This window comes from Amycolatopsis sp. PSD-21 (assembly GCF_055561455.1).
In genome coordinates this window covers 4,581,087-4,605,674 of record NZ_CM145712.1, presented here as the reverse complement: position 1 = coordinate 4,605,674, position 24,588 = coordinate 4,581,087, and the positions used below count along the sequence as shown (strand labels likewise).

General features: G+C 70.1%; 28 protein-coding genes. 9 read left to right on the top strand and 19 right to left on the bottom strand.

Translation table 11 applies throughout. From position 1 onward, the window contains the following. Nucleotides 1-25: 25 nt before the first annotated feature. Nucleotides 26-928 carry a LysR family transcriptional regulator gene (locus tag ACZ1DY_RS21710; RefSeq protein WP_465485536.1) on the top strand — a complete coding sequence of 301 codons (903 nt, stop codon included), beginning with the start codon at nt 26-28 and terminating at the stop codon, nt 926-928. A 71-nt stretch (nt 929-999) separates the two neighbouring features. Beyond that, the gene (locus tag ACZ1DY_RS21705; protein ID WP_257486997.1) at nt 1,000-2,073 is read left to right on the top strand and encodes a GDSL-type esterase/lipase family protein; all 1,074 of its coding nucleotides are present in this window, start codon (nt 1,000-1,002) and stop codon (nt 2,071-2,073) included. A gap of 71 nt (nt 2,074-2,144) precedes the next feature. Here ACZ1DY_RS21705 and ACZ1DY_RS21700 read toward each other — a convergent pair whose 3' ends face one another. From ACZ1DY_RS21700 to ACZ1DY_RS21675, 6 genes are read right to left on the bottom strand one after another with little or no spacing between them, the layout of a single operon-like run. Then, nucleotides 2,145-2,444 carry a hypothetical protein gene (locus ACZ1DY_RS21700; protein ID WP_005150941.1) on the bottom strand — a complete coding sequence of 100 codons (300 nt, stop codon included), beginning with the start codon at nt 2,442-2,444 and terminating at the stop codon, nt 2,145-2,147. Further along, complete coding sequence (locus ACZ1DY_RS21695; RefSeq protein WP_007035425.1) at nt 2,431-2,658, bottom strand: hypothetical protein; 228 nt, start codon at nt 2,656-2,658, stop codon at nt 2,431-2,433. The genes ACZ1DY_RS21700 and ACZ1DY_RS21695 overlap by 14 nt, the downstream gene beginning before the upstream one ends. Before the next feature lie 46 nt (nt 2,659-2,704). Beyond that, on the bottom strand, nt 2,705-3,157 hold the full coding sequence (locus ACZ1DY_RS21690) for an Lrp/AsnC family transcriptional regulator (RefSeq protein WP_016334198.1): 453 nt from the start codon (nt 3,155-3,157) through the stop codon (nt 2,705-2,707). Next, a complete protein-coding gene (locus ACZ1DY_RS21685; protein ID WP_126732890.1) occupies nt 3,154-4,296 on the bottom strand; it encodes a M24 family metallopeptidase in 1,143 nt (380 codons plus the stop codon). The genes ACZ1DY_RS21690 and ACZ1DY_RS21685 overlap by 4 nt, the downstream gene beginning before the upstream one ends. A gap of 10 nt (nt 4,297-4,306) precedes the next feature. Continuing rightward, complete coding sequence (locus ACZ1DY_RS21680; RefSeq protein ID WP_465485535.1) at nt 4,307-5,557, bottom strand: MFS transporter; 1,251 nt, start codon at nt 5,555-5,557, stop codon at nt 4,307-4,309. Then, complete coding sequence (locus ACZ1DY_RS21675) at nt 5,554-6,132, bottom strand: ArsR/SmtB family transcription factor (RefSeq protein ID WP_465485534.1); 579 nt, start codon at nt 6,130-6,132, stop codon at nt 5,554-5,556. Before ACZ1DY_RS21675 ends, ACZ1DY_RS21680 begins: the two co-directional genes overlap by 4 nt. A gap of 118 nt (nt 6,133-6,250) precedes the next feature. Here ACZ1DY_RS21675 and ACZ1DY_RS21670 point away from each other — a divergent pair, with 118 nt between their 5' ends. The 3 genes from ACZ1DY_RS21670 (at nt 6,251) to ACZ1DY_RS21660 (ending at nt 8,772) form a co-directional block, all read left to right on the top strand. Beyond that, nucleotides 6,251-6,787, top strand: coding sequence for an NADPH-dependent FMN reductase (locus ACZ1DY_RS21670; protein WP_257487000.1), 537 nt, complete (start codon nt 6,251-6,253; stop codon nt 6,785-6,787). 75 nt (nt 6,788-6,862) lie between these two features. Then, nucleotides 6,863-7,807 carry a 5'-3' exonuclease gene (locus ACZ1DY_RS21665; protein WP_465485533.1) on the top strand — a complete coding sequence of 315 codons (945 nt, stop codon included), beginning with the start codon at nt 6,863-6,865 and terminating at the stop codon, nt 7,805-7,807. Further along, the gene (locus ACZ1DY_RS21660) at nt 7,804-8,772 is read left to right on the top strand and encodes a pirin family protein (RefSeq protein ID WP_465485532.1); all 969 of its coding nucleotides are present in this window, start codon (nt 7,804-7,806) and stop codon (nt 8,770-8,772) included. The genes ACZ1DY_RS21665 and ACZ1DY_RS21660 overlap by 4 nt, the downstream gene beginning before the upstream one ends. Nucleotides 8,773-8,802: 30 nt before the next feature. Here the strand turns inward: ACZ1DY_RS21660 and ACZ1DY_RS21655 are convergent, their stop codons facing one another. From ACZ1DY_RS21655 to ACZ1DY_RS21635, 5 genes are all read right to left on the bottom strand, one after another. Beyond that, nucleotides 8,803-10,023, bottom strand: coding sequence for a GNAT family N-acetyltransferase (locus ACZ1DY_RS21655; RefSeq protein WP_465485531.1), 1,221 nt, complete (start codon nt 10,021-10,023; stop codon nt 8,803-8,805). A gap of 43 nt (nt 10,024-10,066) precedes the next feature. Next, nucleotides 10,067-10,465: a DUF4333 domain-containing protein gene (locus ACZ1DY_RS21650; RefSeq protein ID WP_192744397.1), complete on the bottom strand. Its 399-nt coding sequence runs from the start codon at nt 10,463-10,465 to the stop codon at nt 10,067-10,069. Nucleotides 10,466-10,499: 34 nt separating this feature from the next. Next, a complete protein-coding gene (locus tag ACZ1DY_RS21645) occupies nt 10,500-11,699 on the bottom strand; it encodes a GNAT family N-acetyltransferase (protein WP_465485530.1) in 1,200 nt (399 codons plus the stop codon). A gap of 41 nt (nt 11,700-11,740) precedes the next feature. Then, the gene (locus tag ACZ1DY_RS21640) at nt 11,741-12,550 is read right to left on the bottom strand and encodes a DUF4333 domain-containing protein (RefSeq protein ID WP_257487005.1); all 810 of its coding nucleotides are present in this window, start codon (nt 12,548-12,550) and stop codon (nt 11,741-11,743) included. A gap of 522 nt (nt 12,551-13,072) precedes the next feature. Next, on the bottom strand, nt 13,073-15,850 hold the full coding sequence (locus tag ACZ1DY_RS21635) for a DEAD/DEAH box helicase (RefSeq protein WP_257487006.1): 2,778 nt from the start codon (nt 15,848-15,850) through the stop codon (nt 13,073-13,075). A 112-nt stretch (nt 15,851-15,962) separates the two neighbouring features. Between ACZ1DY_RS21635 and ACZ1DY_RS21630 the strand changes: the two genes are divergently transcribed. Next, the gene (locus ACZ1DY_RS21630) at nt 15,963-16,550 is read left to right on the top strand and encodes a hypothetical protein (RefSeq protein ID WP_465485529.1); all 588 of its coding nucleotides are present in this window, start codon (nt 15,963-15,965) and stop codon (nt 16,548-16,550) included. Here the strand turns inward: ACZ1DY_RS21630 and ACZ1DY_RS21625 are convergent. The 7 genes from ACZ1DY_RS21625 to ACZ1DY_RS21595 all read right to left on the bottom strand — a co-directional run bounded on the left by ACZ1DY_RS21625 (nt 16,534) and on the right by ACZ1DY_RS21595 (nt 21,469). After that, nucleotides 16,534-17,409: a diacylglycerol/lipid kinase family protein gene (locus ACZ1DY_RS21625; RefSeq protein ID WP_465485528.1), complete on the bottom strand. Its 876-nt coding sequence runs from the start codon at nt 17,407-17,409 to the stop codon at nt 16,534-16,536. The genes ACZ1DY_RS21630 and ACZ1DY_RS21625 overlap by 17 nt on opposite strands. A 7-nt stretch (nt 17,410-17,416) precedes the next feature. Beyond that, a complete protein-coding gene (gene tatC / locus ACZ1DY_RS21620) occupies nt 17,417-18,388 on the bottom strand; it encodes a twin-arginine translocase subunit TatC (protein ID WP_257487009.1) in 972 nt (323 codons plus the stop codon). A gap of 95 nt (nt 18,389-18,483) precedes the next feature. Further along, nucleotides 18,484-18,816: a Sec-independent protein translocase subunit TatA gene (gene tatA, locus ACZ1DY_RS21615; RefSeq protein ID WP_044853269.1), complete on the bottom strand. Its 333-nt coding sequence runs from the start codon at nt 18,814-18,816 to the stop codon at nt 18,484-18,486. 38 nt (nt 18,817-18,854) lie between these two features. Beyond that, a complete protein-coding gene (locus ACZ1DY_RS21610; RefSeq protein ID WP_192744404.1) occupies nt 18,855-19,064 on the bottom strand; it encodes a bacteriophage holin in 210 nt (69 codons plus the stop codon). A gap of 9 nt (nt 19,065-19,073) precedes the next feature. Next, the gene (locus ACZ1DY_RS21605; protein ID WP_126731973.1) at nt 19,074-20,051 is read right to left on the bottom strand and encodes a helix-turn-helix transcriptional regulator; all 978 of its coding nucleotides are present in this window, start codon (nt 20,049-20,051) and stop codon (nt 19,074-19,076) included. Continuing rightward, complete coding sequence (locus ACZ1DY_RS21600) at nt 20,048-21,028, bottom strand: helix-turn-helix transcriptional regulator (protein WP_126731975.1); 981 nt, start codon at nt 21,026-21,028, stop codon at nt 20,048-20,050. Before ACZ1DY_RS21600 ends, ACZ1DY_RS21605 begins: the two co-directional genes overlap by 4 nt. 9 nt (nt 21,029-21,037) lie before the next feature. Next, nucleotides 21,038-21,469, bottom strand: a complete 432-nt coding sequence (locus ACZ1DY_RS21595) for a winged helix-turn-helix transcriptional regulator (RefSeq protein ID WP_257487010.1) — start codon at nt 21,467-21,469, stop codon at nt 21,038-21,040. Nucleotides 21,470-21,574: 105 nt separating this feature from the next. Between ACZ1DY_RS21595 and ACZ1DY_RS21590 the strand changes: the two genes are divergently transcribed. Genes ACZ1DY_RS21590 through ACZ1DY_RS21580 form a run of 3 tightly spaced genes read left to right on the top strand, consistent with a single transcriptional unit; the run spans nt 21,575 to nt 23,698 of the window. Beyond that, nucleotides 21,575-22,513: an NADP-dependent oxidoreductase gene (locus ACZ1DY_RS21590; RefSeq protein WP_465485527.1), complete on the top strand. Its 939-nt coding sequence runs from the start codon at nt 21,575-21,577 to the stop codon at nt 22,511-22,513. A 37-nt stretch (nt 22,514-22,550) separates the two neighbouring features. Next, nucleotides 22,551-23,003: an SRPBCC family protein gene (locus tag ACZ1DY_RS21585; RefSeq protein WP_465485526.1), complete on the top strand. Its 453-nt coding sequence runs from the start codon at nt 22,551-22,553 to the stop codon at nt 23,001-23,003. Continuing rightward, nucleotides 23,000-23,698, top strand: coding sequence for an SDR family oxidoreductase (locus ACZ1DY_RS21580; protein WP_465485525.1), 699 nt, complete (start codon nt 23,000-23,002; stop codon nt 23,696-23,698). Before ACZ1DY_RS21585 ends, ACZ1DY_RS21580 begins: the two co-directional genes overlap by 4 nt. Here the strand turns inward: ACZ1DY_RS21580 and ACZ1DY_RS21575 are convergent. After that, nucleotides 23,695-24,558, bottom strand: a complete 864-nt coding sequence (locus ACZ1DY_RS21575) for a TIGR03620 family F420-dependent LLM class oxidoreductase (protein ID WP_465485524.1) — start codon at nt 24,556-24,558, stop codon at nt 23,695-23,697. The genes ACZ1DY_RS21580 and ACZ1DY_RS21575 overlap by 4 nt on opposite strands. Nucleotides 24,559-24,588 lie beyond the last annotated feature (30 nt).

The following is a 24,588-nucleotide window of genomic DNA, read 5'->3' as shown; positions in this document are numbered from 1 at the left end:
CCTGACACGGCTACAGTCAGAGCCTGTGACCCCCGAGTTGCGGCAGTTGCGCTATTTCGTCGCCGTCGCCGAAGACGCCAGCTTCACCAAGGCCGCGCGGCGGCTGCACATCGCCCAGCAGTCCCTTTCGCAGCAGATCACCGTGCTGGAACGACTGCTCGGCGCGAAGCTGCTGCAGCGTGACACCCGCGGAGCCCGGCTCACCGAAGTCGGTTCGCTGTTCCTGCCCGAGGCCCGCGCCGTCCTGGCGCGCAACGACGAGGCGCTGTCGGTGCTGAGCCGGGCGGTACGCGGCGAAATCGGCACACTGCACCTCGGTTTCCTCACCACCACGGCCAACTACCTGCTCCCGCCGGTGGTACGGGCGGTCCGTGAGCGGCTCCCCGACCTCACCCTCACCACGGACGACACCCAGATCGCGCCGCTCGTCGACGGCCTCGGCGGCGGACGCTACGACCTCGTCTTCACCCGGCCTCCCCTGGTCGACGGGTTCGAGACCCGCACACTGATCACCGAGGACGTCTGTGCCGTTCTTCCGGAGGGGCACCGCCTCGCGGCCGCGACCGAACTGAAGCTCGCGGATCTGGCCGATGAGCCGTGGGTGCTCACGCCGCGAAGTTCGTGGGAACCCTGGCATCGCCGCTACGACCGCGAGTTCGAGGCGGCCGGCTTCACGCCGCGGATCGTCCAGCGGGCGGCGACCGTCCAGGGCCTGCTCGGTCTGGTCGCCGCGGGCGTCGGGGTCACGAGACTGGCCCGGTCTTCGCACAGCCTGCGCCGGAGCGGCGTGGTCTTCGTGCCGCTGGCGGGCGACACCGCCCGGACGGTGGTGGCCTGGTCGCCGGAAAACGACAAGCCGGCGCTCCCCGGGGTGCTCGAGGTCGTGACGGAACTGGCGACCGGAACGGACCTGACGGAGGCGGGCTGACCCGGACATCGCGACCGTCACACCGCCATGATCACCCTGTCGGGCCACGGGGTCCGTAGAATCCGGTGACGATGCGACGTTTCCGGTGGTGGTGGGGTGCTCTCGCGCTCACGTTCGTGGTGGTTCTCGTCGGGTTCATTGCCTTTACCGGGTCGGAAAGCCGCCCAGGGCAACCGTCCCCGCGCCAAGGGCCGCCGGGAACGGGGCCGCTGACCGTCGTCGCCATCGGCGACAGCACCGTGTCCGGCGAGGGCGCGGGCGACTACACGCCCGCGACCAACGGGCAGGGCGGCAACTGGTGCCACCGCTCCCCCAACGCCTTCGTCGAGCAGATCAAGATCCCCGACGTCACCGCGCGGGTGAACCTCGCGTGTTCGGGGGCGCCGTCGGAGCAGATCGCCCTCGGCGACGCCAAGCAGTGGACCGAGCCGTCACAGGCCCAGCAGCTCGCGAACCTGATCAAGGACCACCGGGTCGCCGCGGTGGTGATCGCGATCGGCGCGAACGACGAGCCGAAGTTCTCCGCTCAGGTCAACGAATGCTTCAAGGCTTGGTTCTCCCCGCAGAACCCGCCGTGCAGCGCGGCGCTCCGCACCACGTGGAAGTCCAAAGTGGACGCCATGGTGCCGAAGGTGACCAACGCCGTCGCCGACGTGAAGAAGGTGCTGGCGCAGGCCGGTTACGTCCCGGCGGACTACCAGCTCGTGCTGATGTCGTATGCCTCGCCTGTCGGCCCCCAGATCCCGGAGGCCCTGCGCAGTCTCAACGGCTGCCCGTTCCGCACCGAGGATCTGGAGTGGATGCGCCGAGACGGGGTCTCCGTCCTGTCGGACGGGCTCAAGCAGGCGTCGAGGGCGACCAGCGCGCGGTTCCTGGACCTCTCGCGGGCGGGCGCCGGGCACGAGGCGTGCAGCAGCGACCCCGCGAACGAGTGGTTCAGCAGGTTGACGCTGCAGCTGCGTGATCTCGGCCAGGCGGACCGCGCGAGCCACGCGTTGCAGGAGTCGTTCCATCCCAACGCGAACGGCCACGCGCAGATCGCGAACTGCCTCAACGAGTTCCTCGCCGCCCGCGGCGGCAACGCGTCGTGCCTTTCGGGCCCCGACGGCAAACTGCACGCCGCGCCCGAGGTGATCGCGCGCTAGTCGCGTGATCAGGCACGCGACACGCGTGGTTGGAGACGTAACACGCGTGCTTGGGGACGCGACTCGCGTGGCTAGAGGTCGAGTGCGGCGCGCAACGCGATGTCGATGCGCTCCTGGACCTCTTGGTCGATCTCCGCGATCTTCTCGTCGAACCACGGCCGGTACAGGCGCGTGAGGTTCAGCGTGGAGACCCAGTACCGCGCGTCGACGGCGACGCCGAGGATGTCCTGCGGATCACGGTCCAGCAGCTCGGTGCCGAGCAGCCACGGCCGCTCGGATTCGTTCACCCCGTCCGAGGACAGCAGGACGACGGTGCGCTGCCGTGCCGGTTCGGTCGGGGGGTGGTACGTCCAGACTTCACCCCTGTGCACGCAGATCCTTCTCCGCGGCGGTCAGCTCGGCCTCGTCCGATTCGGCGGACGGTTCGACCGGGGCGCGCTGCGGGGTGTAACCGGTGCGGACGGCCTCCCTGCGGGCCGCTTTGGACAACCACGACGAGACCGAGATCCCGTGTGCCTTCGCGGCCCGCTCGGCGAACTCGAGCGCACCACTGTCGAGTGAGAGAGTGACCTTACGTGTTGCCATACCTTTTATCGTACCAGCGCCGCGCAAGCCCACCCCTTTTCTCGTCTCAGAGGGTGGGCGAACGGCCCTCGAACGGCGTCGACAGCACCACCGTGGTCCGGGTCGAGACCTTGGCGGACTCGCGGATGCGGCGGAGCAGGTCCTCCAGGCCGAGCGGCGACGCCACTCGGACCAGGAGGATGTACGACTCGTCCCCGGCGACCGAGTAGCAGGACTCGATCTCCTTGATGTGCTCGAGACGCTGCGGGTAGTCGTCCGGGGCGGCCGGATCGTTCGGCGTCAGCGAGATCAGCGCCGTGAGCGGCAGGCCGATCTGCTCGCCGTCGAGCCGCGCGGTGTACCCGAGGATGACCCCGCGCTGCTCCAGGCGGCGCACCCGCTGGTGCACCGCCGACACCGAAAGCCCGACCCGCTCCGCCAGATCGGTGAAACTGCGCCGTCCGTCCGCGGCCAGTTCCTGCACGATGGCCTGATCCAGCGGCTCCAGGGAACCGGTCATGCGTCGAGCACGATCAGGTCGTGCGGGCGCTGGTTGACCGGCTCGACGCCGTCCTCGGTGACGACGACGATGTCCTCGATGCGGGCGCCCCAGCGGCCCGGCTGGTAGATGCCGGGCTCGACGCTGAAGGCCATGCCCGGTTCGAGCGGCAGCGCGTTGCCCTTGATGATGTAGGGCTCCTCGTGCACGTCGAGGCCGATGCCGTGGCCGGTGCGGTGGATGAAGTACTCGCCGTACCCCGCCTCGGCGATGATGTCGCGCGCGGCGGCGTCGATCGACTCGGCGGTGACGCCCGGGCGGACGGCGTCGACGGCGGCCTTCTGGGCCCGCTGCAGGACGGCGTAGGTCTCGGCGACGTCGGCGTCACGCGGCTCGCCGACCGCGTACGTGCGGGTGGAGTCGGAGTTGTAGCCCTCGGCGATCGGGCCGCCGATGTCGACCACGACGACGTCGCCGCGCTCGATGACCCGGTCGGAGACGTCGTGGTGCGGGCTCGCGCCGTTCGGGCCCGAGCCGACGATCACGAAGTCCGCGTGGGTGTGGCCCTCCTCGACGATCGCGGCGGTGATGTCCGCGCCGACCTCGGCCTCGGTGCGGCCGGGGCGCAGCCATTCGTGCACGCGGGCGTGCACGCGGTCGATGGCGGCACCCGCGTCGCGCAGCGCCTGGATCTCGGCGGCGTCCTTGCGCATCCGCAGTTCGCGCACGATCGGCCCGGCGAGCGTCTGTTCCGCGTCGCCGAGCGCGCCGCGGAAGGCGAGCACGTGCAGCGCCGGGGTGAAGTCGCTGACCGCCACGCGGCCGGGCTTGCCCAGCCGGTCGGCGACCAGTTCGTAGGCGTTGTCACCGTCGACCCAGGTGACGATCTCGATGCCGAGTTCGTCGGCGGGGACGTCGGCGTAGCCGGGCGCCTCCAGCTTCGGCAGCACCAGCGCCGGGACGCCGTCGGCCGGGATCACCAGCGTGGTCAGCCGTTCGAAGGAGCCCCCGGCCTGGCCGATGAGGTAGCGCAGGTCCGAGCCGGGTGCGATCAGCAGGGCGTCGGTACCGGCGGCGGCCGCGGCGGCGCGGGCCCGGTCGAGGCGGGCGCGGAGGCTGGCGGCGTCGGGGGCTGGGTTGTGAAGGGAACGGCGCGACATGAGGGCGAGCCTAGTCGGTCCGCGCCCCTTGGCTCACCGGCCGGTCACCCCCGATCGGGGCGGGATCGTCGAGCCCGCGCCACACCCGGAAGATCGCCGGGAAGGTGGTGGCGATCAGGTACAGACCGCCGAACACGGCGAGTGCGCCGACGAGGCCGATCCCGTCCAGTAGCAACCCTGCCGCCATCGAGCCGAGCGGCATCGCGGCGAGCACCCCGCCCACGAGAAGGCTGAGCACGCGACCCCGCACGGCCTCCGGAACCCGTTCGTAGACCGCCGGGAGCACGATCGGATTCAGCGCGCCCACCCCGATCCCGGCGACCACGAGCCCGGCCAGCAGCACGGGCGGCGCGGGCTCCAGCGCGAGCAGGGCGAAACGCGGCGCGCCTTCGATTCCCACGGCGACGAGGATCGCCATCCGCCGCGAGACGCGGTGGCCCACCCAGCCGTAGAGCGCCGAACCGAGCAGCGCACCCGTCGCGACCGCGGTGATCATCGCTCCGATGAGCGCGGTGCTGTGCAGGACCTGGTCTCCGTATGCCGGGTACAGGACACCGAGCAGGCCGAAGTCGAGGCTGCTGGTCAGCATCAGCATGCCGACGACGGCGCGCAGCACCGCGTCGCGTTTGACGTACCCGAGCCCTTCGCGCAATTGCTTGAGATATCCACCCGACGACGGTCTCGGTGGGCCGGCCGCGACCGGGATCAGCGCGAACACCAGCACCGAGGACAGCATGAGCGCGCCCGCGTCGACGAACAGCACCGGCACCGGGCCGATCAAGGCGATCAGCGCGCCGGCGGCGGGTCCGCCCACCATCCGGCCGGTTCTCATCGCCGCTTCCACGGCGCTCGCCGCCCGGCTCACGCCGACACCGCCGAGTTCCGCGACGCCGGGAAGCAGCACCTGCTTCGCCGTGTCGGCGGGACCGCGGGAAACGCCCATCACGAACGACAAGGCGATCAGCCCCGGCAGGCTGAGCCCCGTCGTGGCCATCGCGAGCGGGATCAGCAGCACCGTGCCGGTGGTCAGCAGATCCGCACCGACGCTCGCCCGCCGCGTGCCGACGCGGTCCACGATCGGCCCGCCCAGCAACGCGGCGACCATCAGGCCCAGCACCTCGGCCGCGGTGACGATGCCGGTCTTGGTGCCGCTGCCCGTGCTCTGCAGCACGAACCAGGGAATCGCGAGCAACGTCATCATCACTCCGGCCGAGGAGATCCCCGAAGCCACGACCAGAGCCCCCAGTGGCATCCGGCTCATGGCGTCTCCGGCCGGGACTTCCTCGGGAAGGCCGCCCAGTGCACGCGGACCTGGGTGTCGCCGTCCCTCTCCGGACGGCGGTAGCGGGCGATCACGTCGAGGATCTCGTCGCTCAGCGCGGCGGCCTCGTCCGGTGTCAGCGAGAGGGGCGAGTCGTGGAAGCTGACCTTGTCGATCCACTCGTCGGCCCAGTCCCGCACTTCGGCGACGAACTGCGCTTCGGCGGCGTAGCGCCGCTCGATCATCGTGTGCGCGTACGCGTTGAACGGACCGGCGAGATCGGGGTCGTCGATGAAGTCCCGGGCGCGCATCTGGTCCCCCTCGTGCACCGCCTTCCACCACCGGTCGCGCCTGCTGCCGCGCTCGGTGTCCTCCCTGATGAGCCCGGATTCGGCCAGCTGACGCAGATGCCAGCTCGTGGTCCCGGAACTCTCCCCCACCCGTTTCGCCAGCCCGGACGCCGTCGCCGGACCGTCCTCCCGCAGCAACTCCAGGATCTTGACGCGCAGTGGATGCGACAGCGCCCGCAGGATGCGGCCGTCGACCCGCGCGAGATATCTCTCGCTCTTCCCCATGCGCCATACCGTACAACCGCAAAGACTTCTCTGCAAAGAGTTCTCTGCGATTGGATCCGGATATGCGGCGATTCTGGAGTTTGACCTCAAGTTAAGTACAGGTTTTACGGTCTTGGGCATGACAACGAACCCGACTTACCAACTCGCCGTCGTGATCAGCAGCGTCCGCGAGGGCCGCTTCGCGCCCGTCGTCGCGAACTGGTTCCTCGAGCGCGCCAAACAGCGCGACGACGTCACCCTGTCCGTCATCGACCTCGCCGAAAGTCCCGGCGATCTCTCCCCCGGCGTCGCCGCCGCGGACGCCGTCGTCGTGATCGTCCCCGAGTACAACCACAGCTACCCCGGCCCGCTCAAGACCGCGCTCGACGCCACCGGCCCCGAATGGCACGGGAAACCTGTCGCCTTCGTGTCCTACGGCGGGATCTCGGGCGGCCTGCGCGCGGTGGAGCACCTGCGCCCGGTCTTCGCCGAACTCCACGCCGCCACGATCCGCGAGACCGTCAGCTTCCCGTACGCCTGGAACCACTTCGGCCCGGACGGTACGCACGACGACTTCGAAGGCGCCTCCGCCGCGGCCACCACGCTGCTGAATCAGCTGAACTGGTGGGCCAACGCCCTCCGCGACGCGCGCCGGGCGCGGCCGTACGCGGCCTGACGATGCCCGTGGAGGACCCGGCTGGGGGTCGGGTCCTTCACGGACATCCGGGGCCGGACGTGGCAGGCTGTCCGCGTGACCGGACCACTCGCTCTCCTCGATTCCGCGAGCCTCTACTTCCGCTCGTTCTACGCGCTGCCCGATTCGATGACCGCCCCCGACGGGACACCGGTCAACGCGGTGCGCGGATTCACCGACACCATCGCGCGGATCCTCGTCGACCGGCGGCCTTCCCGGCTCGTGGCGTGCCTCGACGCGGACTGGCGGCCGAAGTTCCGCACCGATCTGCTGCCCAGCTACAAGGCGCACCGGGTGGCCGAAGAGGTCCCGGAAGGCAGCGACGTCGAAGAGGTGCCGGACACGCTGACGCCGCAGGTGCCGATCATCCTGGAGCTGCTGGAGGCCTTCGGGATCGCGACGGCCGAGGCGGCCGGGTACGAGGCCGACGACGTCATCGGCGCGCTGGCGATCCGCGAGAAGGTGTCCCCCGTCGAGGTCATCACGGGTGACCGCGACCTGTTCCAGCTGGTCCGCCACGAACCGACGGCCACGGTGGTCATCTACGTCGGCAAAGGCTGGAACAAGGCCGAGGTCCTCGGCCCGGAGGAGATCGCCGGGAAGTACGGCATCCCGGCCGCGAACGCGGGCCCCGGATACGCCGACATGGCGGCGCTGCGCGGCGACCCGTCGGACGGGCTGCCCGGCGTCGCCGGGATCGGCGAAAAGACGGCGGCGAAGCTGATCACCCAGTTCGGTTCGCTGCAGGAACTGATCGAAGCTTCCAACGCCGGCGACTCGCGGGTGCCGCTCAAGACCCGGCTCCGGCTGACCGAAGCCGCCGACTATCTCGCGGTCGCCCCGACCGTCGTCCGGGTCGCCGCCGACGCGCCGGTCGAACAGTCCCGTCCGGACGTCGTCCCGTCCGAGCCCGCCGACCCGGACAAGGTCGCGGAACTCGCGGAGCGCTGGAATCTCGGCCGTTCGGTGGAACGTCTGCTGGCCGCGCTCCCGAAGTCATGAGCAACACCGAGGCCGACCCGGCCGAGCTGCTGTGCTCCGAACGACCGGGCGAAGGCGTCACCGTGCTGACCCCGCGCGACGTCCCGCTCGGCGGTCCGCGCGCGATCCGGGTCCGCCGGACACTCCCCCAGCGCCAACGGTCTCTGATCGGCGCCTGGTGTTTCGCCGACCACTACGGCCCGCAGGACGTTTCGGAGTCCGGCGGGATGGACGTCGCGCCGCATCCGCACACCGGGCTGCAGACCGCGAGCTGGCTGTTCAGCGGCGAGATCGAACATCGCGACAGCATCGGCACCACCGCCATGGTGCGGCCCGGAGAGCTCAACCTGATGACCGCCGGGCACGGCATCGCGCATTCGGAAGTGTCCACACCGGACACCTCGGTCCTGCACGGTGTCCAGCTCTGGATCGCACTGCCGGACGAACACCGTGACACCGCACGGGACTTCCGGCACTACGCGCCGCCGCTGGTCGAACTGCCCGGCGCGACCGCCCGGGTCTTTCTCGGCAGCCTCGCCGGGACGACGTCGCCTGTCCCGGCGTTCACTCCCCTGCTGGGCGCCGAACTCACGATCGAGCCCGGGGCGACCTTGGCACTCGACGTCGACCCGGCCTTCGAGCACGGTGTCCTGCAGGACATCGGCTCCGTCACCGTCGCCGGAGCCGCGTTGAGCACCGGGGAACTCGCCTACCTCGCGCCCGGCGCCGGACGGCTCGAACTGACGAACTCCGGCGGCGAACCGGCTCGGGTGCTCCTGCTCGGCGGGACCCCGTTCACCGAGGAACTCGTCATGTGGTGGAACTTCGTGGGCCGGAGCCACGAGGAGATCGCCGGGTACCGTGAGGCTTGGCAGGCACAGGCGGACCGGTTCGGTCACGTGGAGGGCTACCAGGGCACCACGGCGTGGCTGCCCGCACCCACGCTGCCGCAGGTACGGATCAAACCTCGCCGGAATCCCTCGTGAGTGGTAAGGACGGTTAGCACTCACGAGTGCCTAGAAGAACGTCCCGCACCACGGCGTGCGCGCGGTGTGGAACAGCGCGTCGGCCCGGGCCACGGCGGCTTCGTCCAGCGCCTCGACCCGGCCGGACAAGGCCAGATCGCCGAACAGGCCGTGCCCGAGGTACAGCGACGACAGGGTGGCGACGTCCAGCCTCAGATCCGCCTCGCCGGTCGTGCGCTCCACACCGTCCGGGCCGACGACGTACCGGCCGTCGTTGCCCGGAAGCTGCTTGTCGTGCACTTCCAGCACCACGCGCTCGGCCGTGCCATACGAACGTGCCCGCAGCGCCGCGAGGACGTCGACGAGGCGCAGCCACAGGTCGTCGATGACCTCGGTCGTGTTCACCGCACGTGGGTCGGTCAGCAGTTCGGCGAGCGGCTCGTCCAGCGGGCGGCCGCGTCCGGCCACGGCCGAGACCAGGTCGATGGACAGCAGGAAGCGCCACAGGCCCGCCCAGGCCTGTGGCGTGGCGGCATGGAGTTCCCGGATGTCCAGGAGCGCGCCGCGCTCCGGCGCCTGCCGGTCGCGAGTGTCGATGGTCTGGTAGACGACGAAACCGTCGTCCCCATCCGGTCCACTGTGGACGGCCACACGATACCCGTCGTCCCCGGTGACCACTCGGTCGAAGAAACCCGGCCACCAGCAGGCGGGCCGGGAGACGAAACCCGGCCGTGTTCCCTCGAAGCGGTTGTACAACGCGGGAACGCGCTCCACGGCTTCGGCCGGGGTGACGAACCTGACCACGCCCTCCCGGCCCACGCCGTCGCGCAGCTGGGCGCGTGGGCGTTCGACGGAAACGCCTCGGCAGAAAGTGGCCGCGCCGTAACCGAAGCGGCCGTAGATCACCGCTTCCGAAGCGTGCAGCGCGGCCAGCGGGACGCCGCGCGCCGCGAGATCTTCCAGCTGTGCGGCCATCATCGAGGTGAGGATCCCGCGGCGGGTCCAGTCGGCGCGGACGCCGACGCCGTCGACGGCGGCCGTGACGAGCCTCTGTCCACCCGGGACGGTCAACTCCACCTCGAACGAACTGGTGATGCCCACCGGGGTGCCGTGGTCGTCGAACGCGGCGAATTTCCCGGCCGCCGGCCAGGACGGAGCCATCTTCGCCCAGACCTCGTCCGACGCGGGCTTGCCGTGCAGGGACTGCGAAAGGACGTCGAGACACGCCCGCTGTTCGCCTTCGGCCACGGCACGCACATGGAATTCGCTCATATCGCCGATCCTGCCGCCAGGGGCAGGCGAACCCAACCGGTTTTCAGGCGGGCGCGCCGACCTCGTAGCGGCCGTCGTCCCCGGTGACCGTGATCGTGACGGTCTTGCCCTCTCCGCCGACCTGGACGGTGCAGGTGAACGTGCTGCCGTCCTTGACCGTCTGGTTCGCCGGGCAGAGCACGTCGCCGACTTCCCGCACCTGATAGGTCTCGGTGAGGATCTTCCGCACGTCCGCCTGCATGGTCCGCGGGTCGAAAACTCTGCCCGGAGCGGCGGAGGACGAACCGCCCGACGTGGCGGACGTGCTCGGCGAAGCGCTCGTCGTCGGCGGGACCGTGACGGTCTTCGTCGCCGGTGCGGGCGCCGGGGTGTCCGAACACGCCGCCAGCATCGCGAAAGCGGCACAACACAGACCGACCGTCGAGACGGCTCGCCTGCTCAAGCTTCTCCACCCCCACCGGTGTGATCATCCAACGTCAGAAGAAGGTACCGCACCAGGGATCGACCCGCGTGCCGAACAGCAGGTCCGCGCGTTCCAGTGCGGTCGCGCCGGTGGCGCGGACCCGGCCGGCGGCCGCGAGATCCGACGGTCGCCAGCCGCCGAGGTACACCATCGACAGCGTGTCGGCGTGCAGTTCGAGATCCGCCGGATCGGTGGTGCGGACGGCGCCGTCCTCGGACAGGCGGTAGCGACCGGAGTTGTGGTCCAGGAAGGGATCCGTGACCTCGAGGACGACCGGCTCGCCCCGGTACGTACGAGCGTCGAGCATCCTCGCGACGTCGACCAGCCGGAGCCAGCCTTCGTCCTGGATCTTCTGCACGGTCACATGCCGCGGGTCGGTGAACAGCAACTCGACCGGCTCGTCGAGCGGCCGCTTCTCGGCGGTGATGACGTCGACCAGGTCCACGGACACCAGGTAGCGCCACAACCCCGCGAACGCGTCGGGACTCGCGTAGTGGAACGACTGGATCTTCAGGGTCGTCTCAGCGCCGAAATGCGCCCGCTCGACGGTGTAGGTGACGTAGCCGTCGACCCCGTCCTGACCGCGGTGCACCGCGGTCGTGACCGGCGTGGTCGCCCGGCGCAGTTCCCGCTCGTAGCCCGGCCACAGATGCGGGCTCCGCGCGATCATGCCCGGCCGGGTGCGCGGTAGCGCGTCGAAGAGCGACGGCCACTGCTCGACGGTACTTTCCAGATCCAGCAAGGAGATCTCGCCTCCGACGGGCGCCTCGGGCCGGAAGCGGGCACGGCGCTTGTCGACCGAGATCGACTTCGCCCGCACGGCGACGCCGTACCCGAACCTGCCGTAGATGGCCCCTTCGGACGCGTGCAGCATCGCGGCGGGAACGTCCCGGGCGGCGAAATCCTCGAACTGAGCGCGCATCAAGCCGGTCAGCACGCCACGGCGGATCCGGTCGGCTCGAACGCCGACCAGGCTGACCGCGGCGAGCGGCGTGGTGCCGCCGCCGGGCAGCGTCACCTCCGAATCGAAGGACCGGAGGGTGCCGATGAGCTCCTGGTCGAACGCGCCGAACCCGCGATCCGGCTGCATCGAAGGCGCGATGGCCGACCATTCCTCGTCGGTCATCTCCTTGGCGTGCAAGGCTCGCCTGAACAGATCCGTCGCGGCCCGTTCCTCGTCGGACCGCAGCCGCCGCACTGAGAAGTCGCTCACGACCCGATCATGCAGGATCGACCGCGTCCGGCGCCCGCCGTTTATTTGGTGGCGGGCGGTGAGACCTCGTAGTTGCCGGTGTCACCCTTCACGGTGATCGGCACCTCCTGCGGCTTGCCCTCGATCGTGGCGGTGCAGGTGAACTTCACGCCGTCCTTGACCTCCTGGCCGGAGGGGCAGGTGACCGCGCTGATCTCCTTGATCCCGTAGGTCTCGGTGAGCAGCTTCTGCACGTCGGTCTGCATCTGCGTGTTGTTGAACACCTGGGTGTTGAACCAGCCCGGCGTGACGAAGCCGAGGATGCCGACCGCGGCGATGATCACCACGAGCGCGCCGATCCCGATGAAGAGGCCCTTCTTGGACTTCGGCTTGTCCTGCGCCTCGCCCTGGGTGCCCGGGAACTGGCTCTGGCCGTAGTCGTATTGCCCGGGCTGCTGCTGCCCATACTGCGGCTGCTGCTGCGGGCCGCTCTGGGGGTAGCCGGGCTGCTGCTGGGGCCCGCTCTGCGGATATCCCGGCTGCTGCTGGGCCCCGCTCTGCGGGTAACCCGGCTGCTGGCCGTACTGCGGTTGCTGGCCCCACTGCGGCTGCTGTTGCTGCGTCTGCGACGGGTCCGGCTGCTGCGGGTAGCCCGGCTGCTGCTGGGACGGGTCGTAAGGTGCGGGCTGCTGACCCCACTGCGGCTGTTGCTGCTGGGTCTGCGACGGGTCGTACTGCGGCTGCTGGCCCCACTGCGGTTGCTGCTGCGGGCCGCTCGGCGGTTGAGCGCCGCCCGGCTGTTGCCCGTAGCCCGGCTGCTGCCCCCATTGGGGCTGCTGCTGCGGGTCGTTGCCGCCATACGGCGTGCTCATCGTTTCGCCTCCGCCTGTTCCGCCATCGTCACCGGCCGACCTGCATGGCCGTCGTGGGCGATCCAACCACAGGACGGCGCCCCTGCCCACTGTTCCCGGCCGGTGTCGGGGCAACTCGCCGCGACCGTGCTCACTCCGGAGGCGTGGCCGCTCCGCCGGTCAGCCCAACGCCTCGTTGCCGGTGTCTGTCCTTCCCGAGTACATGAAGGCCCCCTTCCTTGCGCCTAGGTACAGGAAGGGGGCCTTCATGTACTCGGGCCAAGGTGTGAAGGTCGAGTTTCTCGGCTGAGCCGAGGGAAGGGGGCCTTCACGCGCAACCCCTTGTGACTGCTGGTGCAGGTGTGACGCACGTGGCGATCGTCGAGTCCGTGAAGGCCTCTTTGGGGACTCTGGTTCCCTCAAGGAGGCCTTCACGGACTCCGGCCAGCGACCAACCGCAGCCGGGATCTGACGGGCCGAAGGCGTCCTTCGCCGCACCAGACGCGACGAGGGGCGGCCGGCCCCAGGAAGTCACGAGACCGGTCACGCGCCGCCGGCCGCCACGACACCGCGCCGCAAGGCCTTCACCGCGTCCGAGGCCGCCGCTCCGACCGGATCCGCCTTCCCGAGGACGTCGCGGATCTGGTCCAGCAGGTCGATGACCTGCCGTGACCACCGCACGAAGTCACCGGCCGAAAGCTCCTGCCCGTTCGCCTCGGCGGCGGTGAGGACCTTCTCCAGCGATTCGCCGCGTGCCCACCGGTAGACGGGCCACGCGAAACCGGCGTCGGGTTCGCGGGTGCGGTCCAGTTTGTGGCGCCGCTCGTCCTCGGTGAGCTCCATCCACAGCCGCGTGGTCGCCTGCCAGGCGTCCAGCACCTTGCCCGCGGGCAGGCGGGGCTCCCCGGCGGTGTCCCGGCGTGCCTCGAAGACCAGCGTCGAGACCACGGCGGCCAGTTCTGCGGGCGCCAGGCCCTTCCAGACGCCGTGCCGGATGCACTCGGCGGCGAGCAGATCGGACTCGCTGTAGAGCCGGGTGAGCCGCTTGCCGTGTTCCGTGACGCGGTTCTCGCCGTCGCCCTTCGACTCGGGACCGAGGTACCCGCGCTCGCCGAGCAGCCGCAGGATGCGGTCGAAGGCGCGGGCGAGCGAGTGCGTGGTCGCGGCGACCTTGCGTTCCAGTTGCTCGGTCTCGGCCGTGAGCCGCTGGTACCGCTCGACCCAGCGCAGGTTCGCTTCGCGTTCGGCGAGGCCGTGGCACGGATGCGCGCGCAGCGCCCGCCGCAGCGCGGCCAGCTCACCGTCCTCATTGGCCCCGGCGCGGCGCTTTTGCCTGCCGGGCAAGGAGATTCCCGCGTTGCGCAGGCTCGAAGCGATGTCCCGCCGGGTCTTGGGCGAGCGCAGCTCGATGTGCTTCGGCAGCTTGATGTTGCCCAGCGCCTCGACCGGCGACGGGAAGTCGGAGACCGAGAGCGGCCCGGACCACCGGTCCTCGGTGACCACGACGGGCCGCGGCTCGCGGATCGGGTCGAGGCCCGGGTCGACGACGACCGCCAGCCCGGCGCGCCGTCCCGCGGGCACGGCGATGACGTCTCCCTTGCGGAGCTTCTCCAGCGATTCGGCGGTGCCCGCGCGGCGGGCGGAGGTGTTCTGACGCGAGAGCGCCTTCTCCCGGGCGGAGATCTTCGCCCGCAGATCGACGTACTCCAGCATCTGGTCGAAATCGCCGGTGATGGCCGAGGTGTAGCCCCGGAGGGCCTCCTTGTTCCGCTCGATCCGCCGCGCCGTCCCGACCACCGACCGGTCGGCCTGGAACTGCGCGAACGACTGCTCCAGCAGGTCACGAGCCTCTTCCGCGCCGACCTGGGCGACCAGGTTCACCGCCATGTTGTACCCGGGCCGGAAGGACGACCGCAGCGGATACGTCCTGGTCGAGGCCAGACCGCCGACCTGCTTCGGGTCGATGCCGGGCTGCCAGGCGACGACGGCGTGGCCTTCGACGTCGATTCCGCGCCGTCCGGCCCGCCCGGTGAGCTGCGTGTACTCCCCCGGTGTCAGGTCGACGTGCGCCTCGCCGTTGTACTTCACCAGCCGTTCCAGCACGACGGTGCGCGCGGGCATGTTGATGCCGAGCGCGAGCGTCTCGGTGGCGAAGACGACCTTCACGAGGCCCTGGACGAACAGCTCCTCGACGGTCTCCTTGAACGCCGGGAGCAGCCCGGCGTGGTGCCCGGCGATCCCGCGTTCGAGCGCCTCACGCCATTCCCAGAAACCGAGGACGCCGAGGTCGCCCTCGGGCAGGTCCTTGGTGCGCTCGGCGACGATGCGGCGGACCTTCTCGACCTCTTCAGGACCGTTGAGCCGCAGGCCCGAGCGGACGCACTGGCCGACGGCGGCGTCGCAACCGGCGCGGGAGAAGATGAACACGATGGCGGGGAGCAGCCCGGCGCTGTCCAGCCGCTCGACCGTGTCGGTGCGGGACGGCGGCCGGTACCGCGGCATCCGCGAAGGCACCCCTCGCCGCCCTCTGGGCCCGCGCAACCCGGCCGGGGCGAACCGTCCGCCGATCTCCTCGGTGCGGCGGAGCAGGCTGGGGTTGATCCGCAGTTCGGCGCCGGGCGCGTGTTCCTCCTGGCCGGCGAACAGGTCCATCAGCCGGTTTCCGACCAGCATGTGCTGCCACAGCGGAACGGGACGGTGCTCGTCGACGACGACGGTGGTGTCGCCGCGGACCTCGACGAGCCATTCGCCGAACTCCTCGGCGTTGCTCACCGTGGCCGACAGGCCGACGACCCGGACGTGTTCGGGCAGGTGGAGGATGACCTCTTCCCAGACGGCGCCGCGGAACCGGTCGGCGAGGTAGTGGACCTCGTCCATCACCACGTACGCGAGCTCGCCGATGGTCGAGGACCCGGCGTACAGCATGTTGCGGAGGACCTCGGTGGTCATGACCACGACCTGCGCGTTGCCGTTGATCGAGGTGTCACCGGTCAGCAGGCCGACGGCGTCGGGCCCGTACCGGCCGACGAGGTCGGCGTACTTCTGGTTCGACAACGCCTTGATCGGCGTCGTGTAGAAGCATTTGCGGCCTTCGGCGAGGGCGAGGTGCACCGCGAACTCGCCGACCACGGTCTTCCCGGCGCCGGTGGGCGCGCAGACGAGCACGCCGTGACCGTCTTCGAGCGCCTCGCAGCCGCGGACCTGGAAGTCGTCGAATTCGAACGACGATTCCGCCGCGAAGCGGGTCAGCTGAGGGTATCGAGCGCGGCGCTGGGAGGCCGCGTAGGCCTCGGCCGGGGTCTGAGAAGGGCTATTGACCACTTCGTCAGGGTTCCATACGCCACCGACAGTTCGCACTCGGTGTGACGATCCCGGGAACGGCCGCCACCCCCGCGTCATCCAAGGGGCGGATCCGTGATCGAGAGGGGACCCCATGGAGATCGCTTGCCCGCAATGCGCGCAGGTCGACCAGGTGCAGAGTGTGCCGGCGGTGTTCCAGGGCGGGCAGACGACCTACCGCGTACAAGGGGGCATGAGGGCCATCCCGGCGGGCGACGGCGTCGCCTACACCGCGACGGCGCACACCGGCGTGTCGGTGACCGCGACCGCGGCGTCGCTCAACCCGTATCCGGTGCCCCGCGGCGGCGGCTGCTTCCTGGCGCTCGCGCTGGTGCTGCTGATCCCCGCGTTCGTGTTCCTCGCCTTCGCCAACGACGTGCTGGACGAGAACATCGCGCCGACCGCCGACGGCAGGGCCGCGCAGTACGTCGGGGCGTCGATCTTCCCGGTCGGCGCGTTCGCGCTGGTCGCCTTGTTCGCCGTCCTGTTCGTGCTCCGGATGCGGCGCAACGCGCGGATCCGGCGAGGCATCCCCGACGCGCTGGACTACTGGCGGCGAGCGTGGTTCTGCCACCGCTGCGGCGGGGTGTTCTTCCCGGGCGGCGAGCTCATGTCGGCCGAGACGTTCCGCGGGCAGGTGTGGCGCGCGGGCGACTACGCCGGGCTCACCCGACGACGGTGAGCGCGCCGGGAACGCAGGCGACGTCGAGCGGCAGCCTGCCCAGCGGCTCGCCGTCGGCGTAGACGGGCAGGTCGCTACCCGCCAGGTGGATCTGGCTGGCTTTGAGGACCCGCACCGCCGGATGGGCGATGTGGTCTCCCGACCGGACCCCGGGCAGCATGCGAAGAAGGTCCCGCCGGGTCGCCTCGCCGACCACGGTGACGTCGAACAGGCCGTCTCCGGGATCCGCGCCGGGGCAGATCGGCATGCCGCCGCCGTAGAACGGGGTGTTGCCGACGGCGATCATGGTGGCGTCGAGTTCGAGGGTCTCGACGTCCGTGCGGAGCACGACCGGCCGGGGCCGGAACGCGGCGAGTTCGGCCAGGATCGCGACGTCGTAGCGGCGCGGGCCGCGAGGCCAGGTCAGCTGGTTGGCGCGCTCGGTGACCAGGGCGTCGAAACCCGAACACAGCACCGTGGCGAACCATTCACCACCGGCCCGGCCGAGGTCGATCCTCCGCCGTCTCCCCTCCGCGATCCGCCTGGCGACGAGATCCGCGGCGGCGTGCGGCCGTTCGGGGATGCCGAGAGCCCTGGCGAAGTCGTTGCCGGTGCCCGCGGGGACGAGCCCGAGCGCGACACCGGATTCGGCGCAGAACTGAACGCCTTGGTGCGCCGCCCCGTCACCACCCAGGACGACGAGGACGTCCAGCCCTGCCGCGCGCGAGTCGGTCATAAGCGCGCGGGATTCTTCGACCGTATGAGCGACGAGGACGTCGAGCCGGTCCACGACGGGCCGCAGCCGCGCCGCGACCGACTCCATCAGCCGTCCCGCGGCCCCGTCACCGGAGGCGGGGTGGACGGCCAGCGCCGCGTGCATCCCGGGCTCAGGTGACGTCGTCGGTGCTGGTGCGCTTGCCGTTCGTGGCGGCCGACGGCTCTTCGTCGATGGTGCTCGGCGTGTAGTCGAACGGCGCGGCCTCGTCGTCGGCGAGCTGGTCCCAGCCCTCGGTGCCGCGTTCCTTGTCGAGCTTGCGGTCGTGGAAGCGCGCGATCTGGATGGAGAGCTCCAGGAGCACCACCAGCGCGCCGGCCAGGGCGAGCATCGAGAACGGATCCGAACCAGGCGTCGCGAAGGCGGCGAAGACGAACACGACCATGATCAGGCCGCGGCGCCACTTCTTCAGCGTCTGGTACTTCAGGACGCCGACGCGGTTCAGCATCACCACGAACAGCGGGAGTTCGAAACTGACGCCGAAGATCAGCAGCAGCGACAGGATGAAGGAGATGTACTTGTCACCGGTGAGGGCGGTGATGAACTGGTCTCCACCGAAGTTCATCAGCAGCTCGAGAGCGTGCGGGATGAGCAGGTACGCCAGGACGGCGCCGGCGGCGAAGAGGATCGACGCGAAGAAGACGAAGGTGAGCGCGTACTTGCGCTCCTTCGAGTAGAGACCGGGCGCGATGAACGCCCAGATCTGGTAGAGCCACAGCGGGGCGAACAGGACCGCGCCCGCGGCGAGACCGACCTTCAGCTGGATCATGAAGGCTTCGAACGGCACCGTCTGGAGCAGCTGACAGGGGCCGTCGATCCTGCCACCGAGCCTGCGCTCGTACGGGATGCCACAGTACGGGCCGGTCATGATCTCGCCCAGCGACGGGATCGGGCCCACCCTGGTCTGGAACCAGAGGAAACCGATGATCCCGCCCGCCAGGATGGCGAGCAGCGCGAAGCCCAGACGGCGCCGGAACTCGTAGATGTGCTCGATGAGCGTCATCGTGCCGTCGGGGTTGGCCCGACGGCTGCGCTTGCGCCGCTTGGTGCCGCGGCGCTCCTCACCGGAGGCGGAATCCGCCACTGGACAGTCCGTTCTCGTCAGGGTCCACCATGAGCGCGCCGCGACTTCGGCGCGCTCATCCGCGAACAGGCTCCGCTTGGCTAACTAAAGATCGCTCAGCTGGCGTTCTTCTGCGCCTGCTCGGCCGGAGCGGGCGCGGCGGCCTGCTGCTTCTTGAGCTCGTCGAGCTGACGCTGGAGGTCGGCGACCTGCTTGTCCTGCGCGGTCGCGGCCGGCGCGGGCGTGGTGGCCTGCGGCAGCTGCTTGGTCTCGACCTCTTCGGTCTCGGCGGCCTTGTCCTTGTCTCCGGCCATGTCCTTGGTCTCGGCCTTGAAGATCTTCATGGACTTGCCGATGGACCGCGCGGCGTCCGGAAGCCTCTTGGCGCCGAACAGCAGGACAACGACGAGCACCAGGATGATGATGTGCCACGGCTGCAGCGCGTTCATCGTTTGCGGCCTCCTTCTCGAATCTCTCGTATGTGATGTTACCGGTCTTCGAGCCCACGTCGTCGCGCGATCGCCACGCGCAGCGCGGCCGACCGGGCGCGAAGGAGCCCTGTCCGTTTTCGGGTGTTCGTAGCCACCATGCTCATCGTATGGGTGAGCACGCGCAAGACTCTGCGTAATTTGATTAGCAGAACAAAGAGCAGGATCAGCCCGGCGACGGCGAGCGCGATGCTCGGCAGGTACGACACGGCGTCACCCTACTGCTCGTAGGTTGACGTTAGGTGACGAGCCCGGGCCAGTGCGTCGGCCGCCCGTCGACGAACTGCCTCTCCGAGCTCGACCGGGCTTTCGACCTGCGCGTCTCCGCCCAGCCCGAGGATGAGCCGGACCATCCACGACTCGTCGGCGTAGCGCATCCGGATGCGCAGCCGCCCGCCGTCGAGCTCGTCGAGCTCCTCGCAGGGGTAGTACTCGGCTACCCAGCGTGTGTCGGGATCGAGGACCAGGACGGCTTCCTGCTGATCGGGACGCGGGCGGAAAACACCATCGGAAATGTCAGTGGGCCGCGCGTGCGCCGGCGGGACGGCGGGTTCGTCGAGCACGGTGAGCTCGTCGATCCGGTCGAGCCGGAACAGCCGGACGTCCTCGGCGCGGCGGCACCACGCTTCGAGGTAGCCGACCGCCTGGACGATGAGCAGCCGCATGGGATCGACGGTGCGTTCGGTGATCTCGTCCTTCGACGCGGTGTAGTACCGGATCCGCAAGGCACGCTTCGCGGTGAGCGCGGCCCGGACGGCTTCGCGCGTCCCGGCGGTCTTCTTGCCTTCGCGCACTCCCCCGCCTACGACGATCCCCGACGGCTGAGCCTGCCCCGCGGCGACTTCGATCTTCGCGATGGCGCGGCGGACCGCGTCGGCGTCGACCACCCCGGGCGTCTCGGCCAACGCGCGCAACGCGACGAGCATGGCCGTCGCCTCGCCGCCGGTGAGCCGCAGCGGGCGGTTCATCCCGGCGTCGTGCGTGACGACGATCGTGTCGCCCTCGAAGGACAGGTCGATCAGGTCACCAGGGCCGTAGCCTGGCAGCCCGCACATCCACAGCAGTTCGAGGTCCTTGCGCAGCTGCTTGGGCGTGACGTCGAAGTCGTGGGCGGCGTCGTCGATCTTGATGCCCGGCCGGGCGAGGAGGTACGGCACGAGCGCGAGCAGGCGCGGCATCCGTCCGGTGGCGCTCATCGGGCACCGCCGGCGTGCGCGATGGCTTCGAGACGGCTGAAGACCGACTTCGCTAGCACCTCGGGTTCGAGAACGAGGACGTCCGGGCCGTGCGCGGTGAGCCAGTCCGCGGCGGATTCGGGGTAGTACAGCTCGATCTCCACGAGGTCGCCTTCTTCTCCCCCGGCATCGCTGCGGCCGACCACCCGGCCCCGGCGACGAACCCCGGCGGCCCGGCCGTCCGCGACCCAGACGCTGGCGATGATCGGCGCGGACGGGTCCTCGCCACTGCTGGCGGAGACCATCCGCAGCAGGTTGACCCCTTCCGGGCGTTCGACGACACCGGTCGGCCCGAAGGTGTCGACCTTCCCGGTCACGCGTGAAAGGCGGAAACACCGGGGAGCGCCACGGTCCCTGTCGTGTCCGACGACGTACCAGCGGCCCTTCCACGACACCACGCCCCACGGTTCGAGGGTGCGGATCTTGCGCTCGGCCGAACCGCTGCGGCGGTACTCGAAACGCACGGCCTGCCCGGCTTGGACGGCGGCGAGGAGCGGGCCGAACGCCGGTTCGGCACGGACGCGCGGTTCCACGACGGTCGGGGCGTGGTCGTCGACCTCGACGCCGGCGGCGCGGAGTTTCACCAGCGCGCCCTGCGCCTCACCGGTCAGTTCCGGGGAATCCCAGAGCCGGACGGCGAGCCCGACCGCGGTCGCCTCGTCCGGCGCGAGGTCGATCTCGCCGAGTTCGTAGTCGCGGCGCGCGATCCGGTAGCCGTCGATCGCGTCGAACGCGGAGTTGCGGCCGGTCTCCAGCGGGATGCCGAGTTCGCGCAGTTCGGTCTTGTCGCGCTCGAACATGCGGAAGTACGCCTCGTCGCTGGCCGCGTCGGCGTACCCGGGCACGATGCCCCGGATCCGCTCGGCGGTGAGGTACTGCCGGGTGGACAGGAGGGCCAGAACCAGGTTGACCAGACGTTCGGCGCGTGCGGTGGACACCCGGCTACCCTAGCCCGCGCCGTCCGACCCGATGGTGACAGCCGCCGATCGCGCGTCGTAACGATCCCTGGCGCTCTCGACCTCGTCGAACCTGGTCTCGGCCCAGTCCTTGATCCCGGCCAGCAGCTGCCGGAGGCTCCGGCCGAGTTCGGTCAGTTCGTAGTCCACCCGGACCGGCACGCACGGGGTGACCGTGCGGGTCAGGAGGCCGTCGCGCTCCAGGGTCCGCAGGGTCTGCGTGAGCATCTTCTGGCTGACCCCGGCTATCCGGCGCGCGAGGTCGCTGTAGCGCTGGGGTCCGTCGCCGAGGGCGACGAGGACGAGGCTGACCCATTTGCCCGAGACCTCGTCGAGCAGTTTCCGGGCGGGACAGGCCGCGAGATAGGCGTCGTAGGCCCGTTTCTCTTCGTCCCGGCGTTCCTGTGCCGTGCGCGTGACCACGGTGCGCGTACCTCCGCGTGGGTTGGGCACCTCGAGGTGCGTACTTCCCGAAGGAGAGTAACTCCCCATACGTTCGCGGGGAACGATCCCCTTGAAGGAGAAACGATGCGCGCAGTGGTGGTCCGCCGGTTCGGCGGCCCGGAAGTCCTGGAATTCGCCGATGTCCCGGTGCCCACGCCGGGGCCAGGCCAGGTGCGGGTGAAGGTGGCCGCGGCAGGGGTCAACCCGGTCGACGCCGCGACCCGTTCGGGTTTCCTGACCGAGGCGGGGATCGTCCCGCCGCGTGAGGTGCTCGGCATCGGCTGGGATGTCGCCGGGACGGTCGACGCCGTGGGCGACGGCGTCACCGGGTTCGCCGCGGGCGACAGCGTGATCGCGCTGCAGGACCGGCCGTCGGCGGCGCTCGGCACCTATGCCGACTTCGTCGTCCTCGACGCGGACGCGATCGCCGCCGCCCCGCGGACGGCGTCCCTCGCGGAGGCCGCGACCTTGCCGCTGAACGGTCTCACCGCGGTCCAGGCCCTCGACCTGCTCGGCCTGCCAGTGGGTGCGACGGTCCTGGTGACCGGTGCGGCGGGCGCTGTCGGCGGCTACGCGGTGACCTTGGCGAAGGCGAGGGGTTTCCGCGTCGTGGCGGTCGCCGGTGCGGCCGACGAGGCGCTGGTTCGCGGGTTCGGCGCGGAGATCTTCGTGCCGCGCGGCGATTTCCTCGCCGATCGCGTGCGGGCGGTGATCCCCGGCGGCGTCGACGCGGCACTCGACACGGCACTGCTCGGTCTCGAGGCGTTGGACGCGGTGACGAACCGTGGCCGGTTCGTCGTGTTCGCGGCCGGGGCCGCCCCGATTCCGTTGCGGGGCATCGACGTCGCGCACGTCTGGATCGCCGCCGACGGCGCGGCGCTCGCCGGGCTGGTGAGCATGGTCGACGACGGCGAACTCACCCTCCGGGTCGCGGACACCCTGCCGTTGGCGGAGGCGGGGAAAGCACACGAACGTCTGGCGGAGGGCGGGCTCCGCGGGCGTCTGGTCCTGACCAACGAATAAGTTGACGCTTAATTAAGCCTACGGTTATCTTCGCATCATGGACAACGAGGAGACCCGGCTCGAACTCCGGCGCGAGTACCCGGACCCGATCGACGACGTGTGGTCGGCGCTCACGGAATCCGAGCGGACTGCCCGCTGGATCGGCACCTGGACAGGCGAAGCCGGAGTCGGCAACACGATCATGTTGTCGATGACCGCCGAAGAAGGCTCCGAGCCGGGTCCCGCCGTCATCCGCGAATGCGATCCGCCGAAACGGCTGGTCATGGATCTGCACAACACCGGTGAGCCGACGTGGCGAGTGGAACTGACCCTGACACCGCACGGCACGGGAACGGTGCTCGACTTCGTGCACCGGATGCCCAAACCCGAGTGGGACACCTCGGAGATCGCCAAGGGCTGGCACTTCTACCTCGACCGGCTCGGCGCTTCACTCGCCGGCGAACCGGTGCCCGAATGGGACGGCTACACGCCGCCTAGTTTGGAGTCATGAACGATCGAGTACTGCTGATCACCGGCGCGTCCCGAGGCCTCGGCGAGGCCACCGCGCGCCGGGCCGCGGCGGCCGGATTCCGGCTGGCGTTGCTCTCCCGCGACCGCGAGGCGCTACTGCCGCTCGTCGCCGAATTCGGCGAGGATCGCGCCCTCGCGGTCGCGGCGGACGTCACCGAGTGGGAATCACTGTCCACGGCGGTCGAGACGGTGAAGAAGACCTTCGGCCGGCTGGACGCGGTGTTCGCCAACGCGGGACAGAGCGTCGTCGTCTCGTTCTTCGGCGACGGCGGCGCGGACCCCGAACGGTGGCGGGACATGGTGCTGACGAACGTCTACGGCACCGCCCTCACCGCGCGGGCGACCCTTCCGTCACTGGCGGAATCGAAGGGGCACCTCGTGCTCACCGGTTCCGTCGCCGGGCGCTACCACCGGCCGGGGAACCTCTATTCGGCGACGAAATGGGCGGTGACCGGGCTCGCCGGGTCCATCCGCGAGGAGGCCGTCGGCACCGGCGTGCGGGTCACCGTCGTGCAGCCGGGCCTGGTCGACACCTCGATGATCCCCGAGGACTCGAAGTCCAAGCCGAAACTGGACCCCGACGACGTCGCGAGGGCGGTGCTCTTCGCGCTGGAGCAGCCGCCCTCGGTCGACGTCAACGAGATCGTGGTCCGCCCGACCGGCCAGGTCCGCTAGCTCGGCAGCAGCGACTCGGCCAGCCGCCGCCAGTGCGGCATGGCCGACTCGCCGGGTTCGACACCGATGACCTGGACGCCGATATGGTCGGCGCCGGCGTCGAGGTGGCCGTGCAGTTTCGCGGTCACGGTGTCGAGGTCGCCCCAGAACACGAGATCGTCGACGAGCCGGTCGCTGCCCCGGCCGCCATCGAGGTCGGCTTCGGTGTAGCCGAGCCGGAGGTACTTGGCGACGTTGTACTTCGACGTCAGGTAGGGGTGCAGATGCTCGCGGGCGGCCGCGCGCGCCTTGCCCGGGTCGGTTTCGAACAGCACGGCGTGCTCGACACCAAGGAAGGCCTTCTCCCCCAGCACTTCCCTCGCCTGGGCGGTGTGCGCCACCGGCACGTGATAGGTGTGCGCACCCTCGGACCGGTCGCGGGCGAGTTCGAGCATCTTCGGCCCGTACGCCGCCAACAGCCGCCGGATCGACTGAGCGGGCAGCGGGTTCGCGCTGGTGACCGTGTCGAGTTCGTCGAGGTAGTCGTTCATCGCCTCCAACGGCTTGACGCCGGGCTGGGCGCCTCCGAAACCGAGCCCGAGGACGTGCCTGCCCGGATACGCGTCGGCGAGCAGGAGCGCGGCGCCGTGGGCCCACCGCGCGCCACGAGAGCCGATCCGCGCGATCCCGTTGACCACGGCCATGCGTTCGGTGGACGCGAGCAGGAATCCGGCGTGGGTCAGCGCCTCACGGCCGTCCCGTTCCGGGATCCAGATCGCGGGCCAGCCGAGACCGTCCAGTTCCCGCACCGAATCCCGGAGCATGCTCGCGGGCTGATCCTCGAAGTCGAACGTCCAGATCCCGAAACGCCCCAGTTCCATCAGTCTCTCCTCAGGTCGAGTCTAACGTAT

What these genes read in the sequence shown, in the direction of transcription:
- tatA (WP_044853269.1), bottom strand. Translation starts at nt 18,816, where the DNA reads ATGAACGCGCTGCAGCCGTGGCACATCATCATCCTGGTGCTCGTCGTT.
- ACZ1DY_RS21660 (WP_465485532.1), top strand. Translation starts at nt 7,804, where the DNA reads ATGAGCAACACCGAGGCCGACCCGGCCGAGCTGCTGTGCTCCGAACGA.
- ACZ1DY_RS21585 (WP_465485526.1), top strand. Translation starts at nt 22,551, where the DNA reads ATGGACAACGAGGAGACCCGGCTCGAACTCCGGCGCGAGTACCCGGAC.
- ACZ1DY_RS21580 (WP_465485525.1), top strand. Translation starts at nt 23,000, where the DNA reads ATGAACGATCGAGTACTGCTGATCACCGGCGCGTCCCGAGGCCTCGGC.
- ACZ1DY_RS21705 (WP_257486997.1), top strand. Translation starts at nt 1,000, where the DNA reads ATGCGACGTTTCCGGTGGTGGTGGGGTGCTCTCGCGCTCACGTTCGTG.
- ACZ1DY_RS21630 (WP_465485529.1), top strand. Translation starts at nt 15,963, where the DNA reads ATGGAGATCGCTTGCCCGCAATGCGCGCAGGTCGACCAGGTGCAGAGT.
- ACZ1DY_RS21670 (WP_257487000.1), top strand. Translation starts at nt 6,251, where the DNA reads ATGACAACGAACCCGACTTACCAACTCGCCGTCGTGATCAGCAGCGTC.
- ACZ1DY_RS21675 (WP_465485534.1), bottom strand. Translation starts at nt 6,132, where the DNA reads ATGGGGAAGAGCGAGAGATATCTCGCGCGGGTCGACGGCCGCATCCTG.
- ACZ1DY_RS21685 (WP_126732890.1), bottom strand. Translation starts at nt 4,296, where the DNA reads ATGTCGCGCCGTTCCCTTCACAACCCAGCCCCCGACGCCGCCAGCCTC.
- ACZ1DY_RS21605 (WP_126731973.1), bottom strand. Translation starts at nt 20,051, where the DNA reads ATGAGCGCCACCGGACGGATGCCGCGCCTGCTCGCGCTCGTGCCGTAC.
- ACZ1DY_RS21625 (WP_465485528.1), bottom strand. Translation starts at nt 17,409, where the DNA reads ATGCACGCGGCGCTGGCCGTCCACCCCGCCTCCGGTGACGGGGCCGCG.
- ACZ1DY_RS21640 (WP_257487005.1), bottom strand. Translation starts at nt 12,550, where the DNA reads ATGAGCACGCCGTATGGCGGCAACGACCCGCAGCAGCAGCCCCAATGG.
- ACZ1DY_RS21575 (WP_465485524.1), bottom strand. Translation starts at nt 24,558, where the DNA reads ATGGAACTGGGGCGTTTCGGGATCTGGACGTTCGACTTCGAGGATCAG.
- ACZ1DY_RS21655 (WP_465485531.1), bottom strand. Translation starts at nt 10,023, where the DNA reads ATGAGCGAATTCCATGTGCGTGCCGTGGCCGAAGGCGAACAGCGGGCG.
- ACZ1DY_RS21590 (WP_465485527.1), top strand. Translation starts at nt 21,575, where the DNA reads ATGCGCGCAGTGGTGGTCCGCCGGTTCGGCGGCCCGGAAGTCCTGGAA.
- ACZ1DY_RS21680 (WP_465485535.1), bottom strand. Translation starts at nt 5,557, where the DNA reads ATGAGCCGGATGCCACTGGGGGCTCTGGTCGTGGCTTCGGGGATCTCC.
- ACZ1DY_RS21695 (WP_007035425.1), bottom strand. Translation starts at nt 2,658, where the DNA reads ATGGCAACACGTAAGGTCACTCTCTCACTCGACAGTGGTGCGCTCGAG.
- ACZ1DY_RS21690 (WP_016334198.1), bottom strand. Translation starts at nt 3,157, where the DNA reads ATGACCGGTTCCCTGGAGCCGCTGGATCAGGCCATCGTGCAGGAACTG.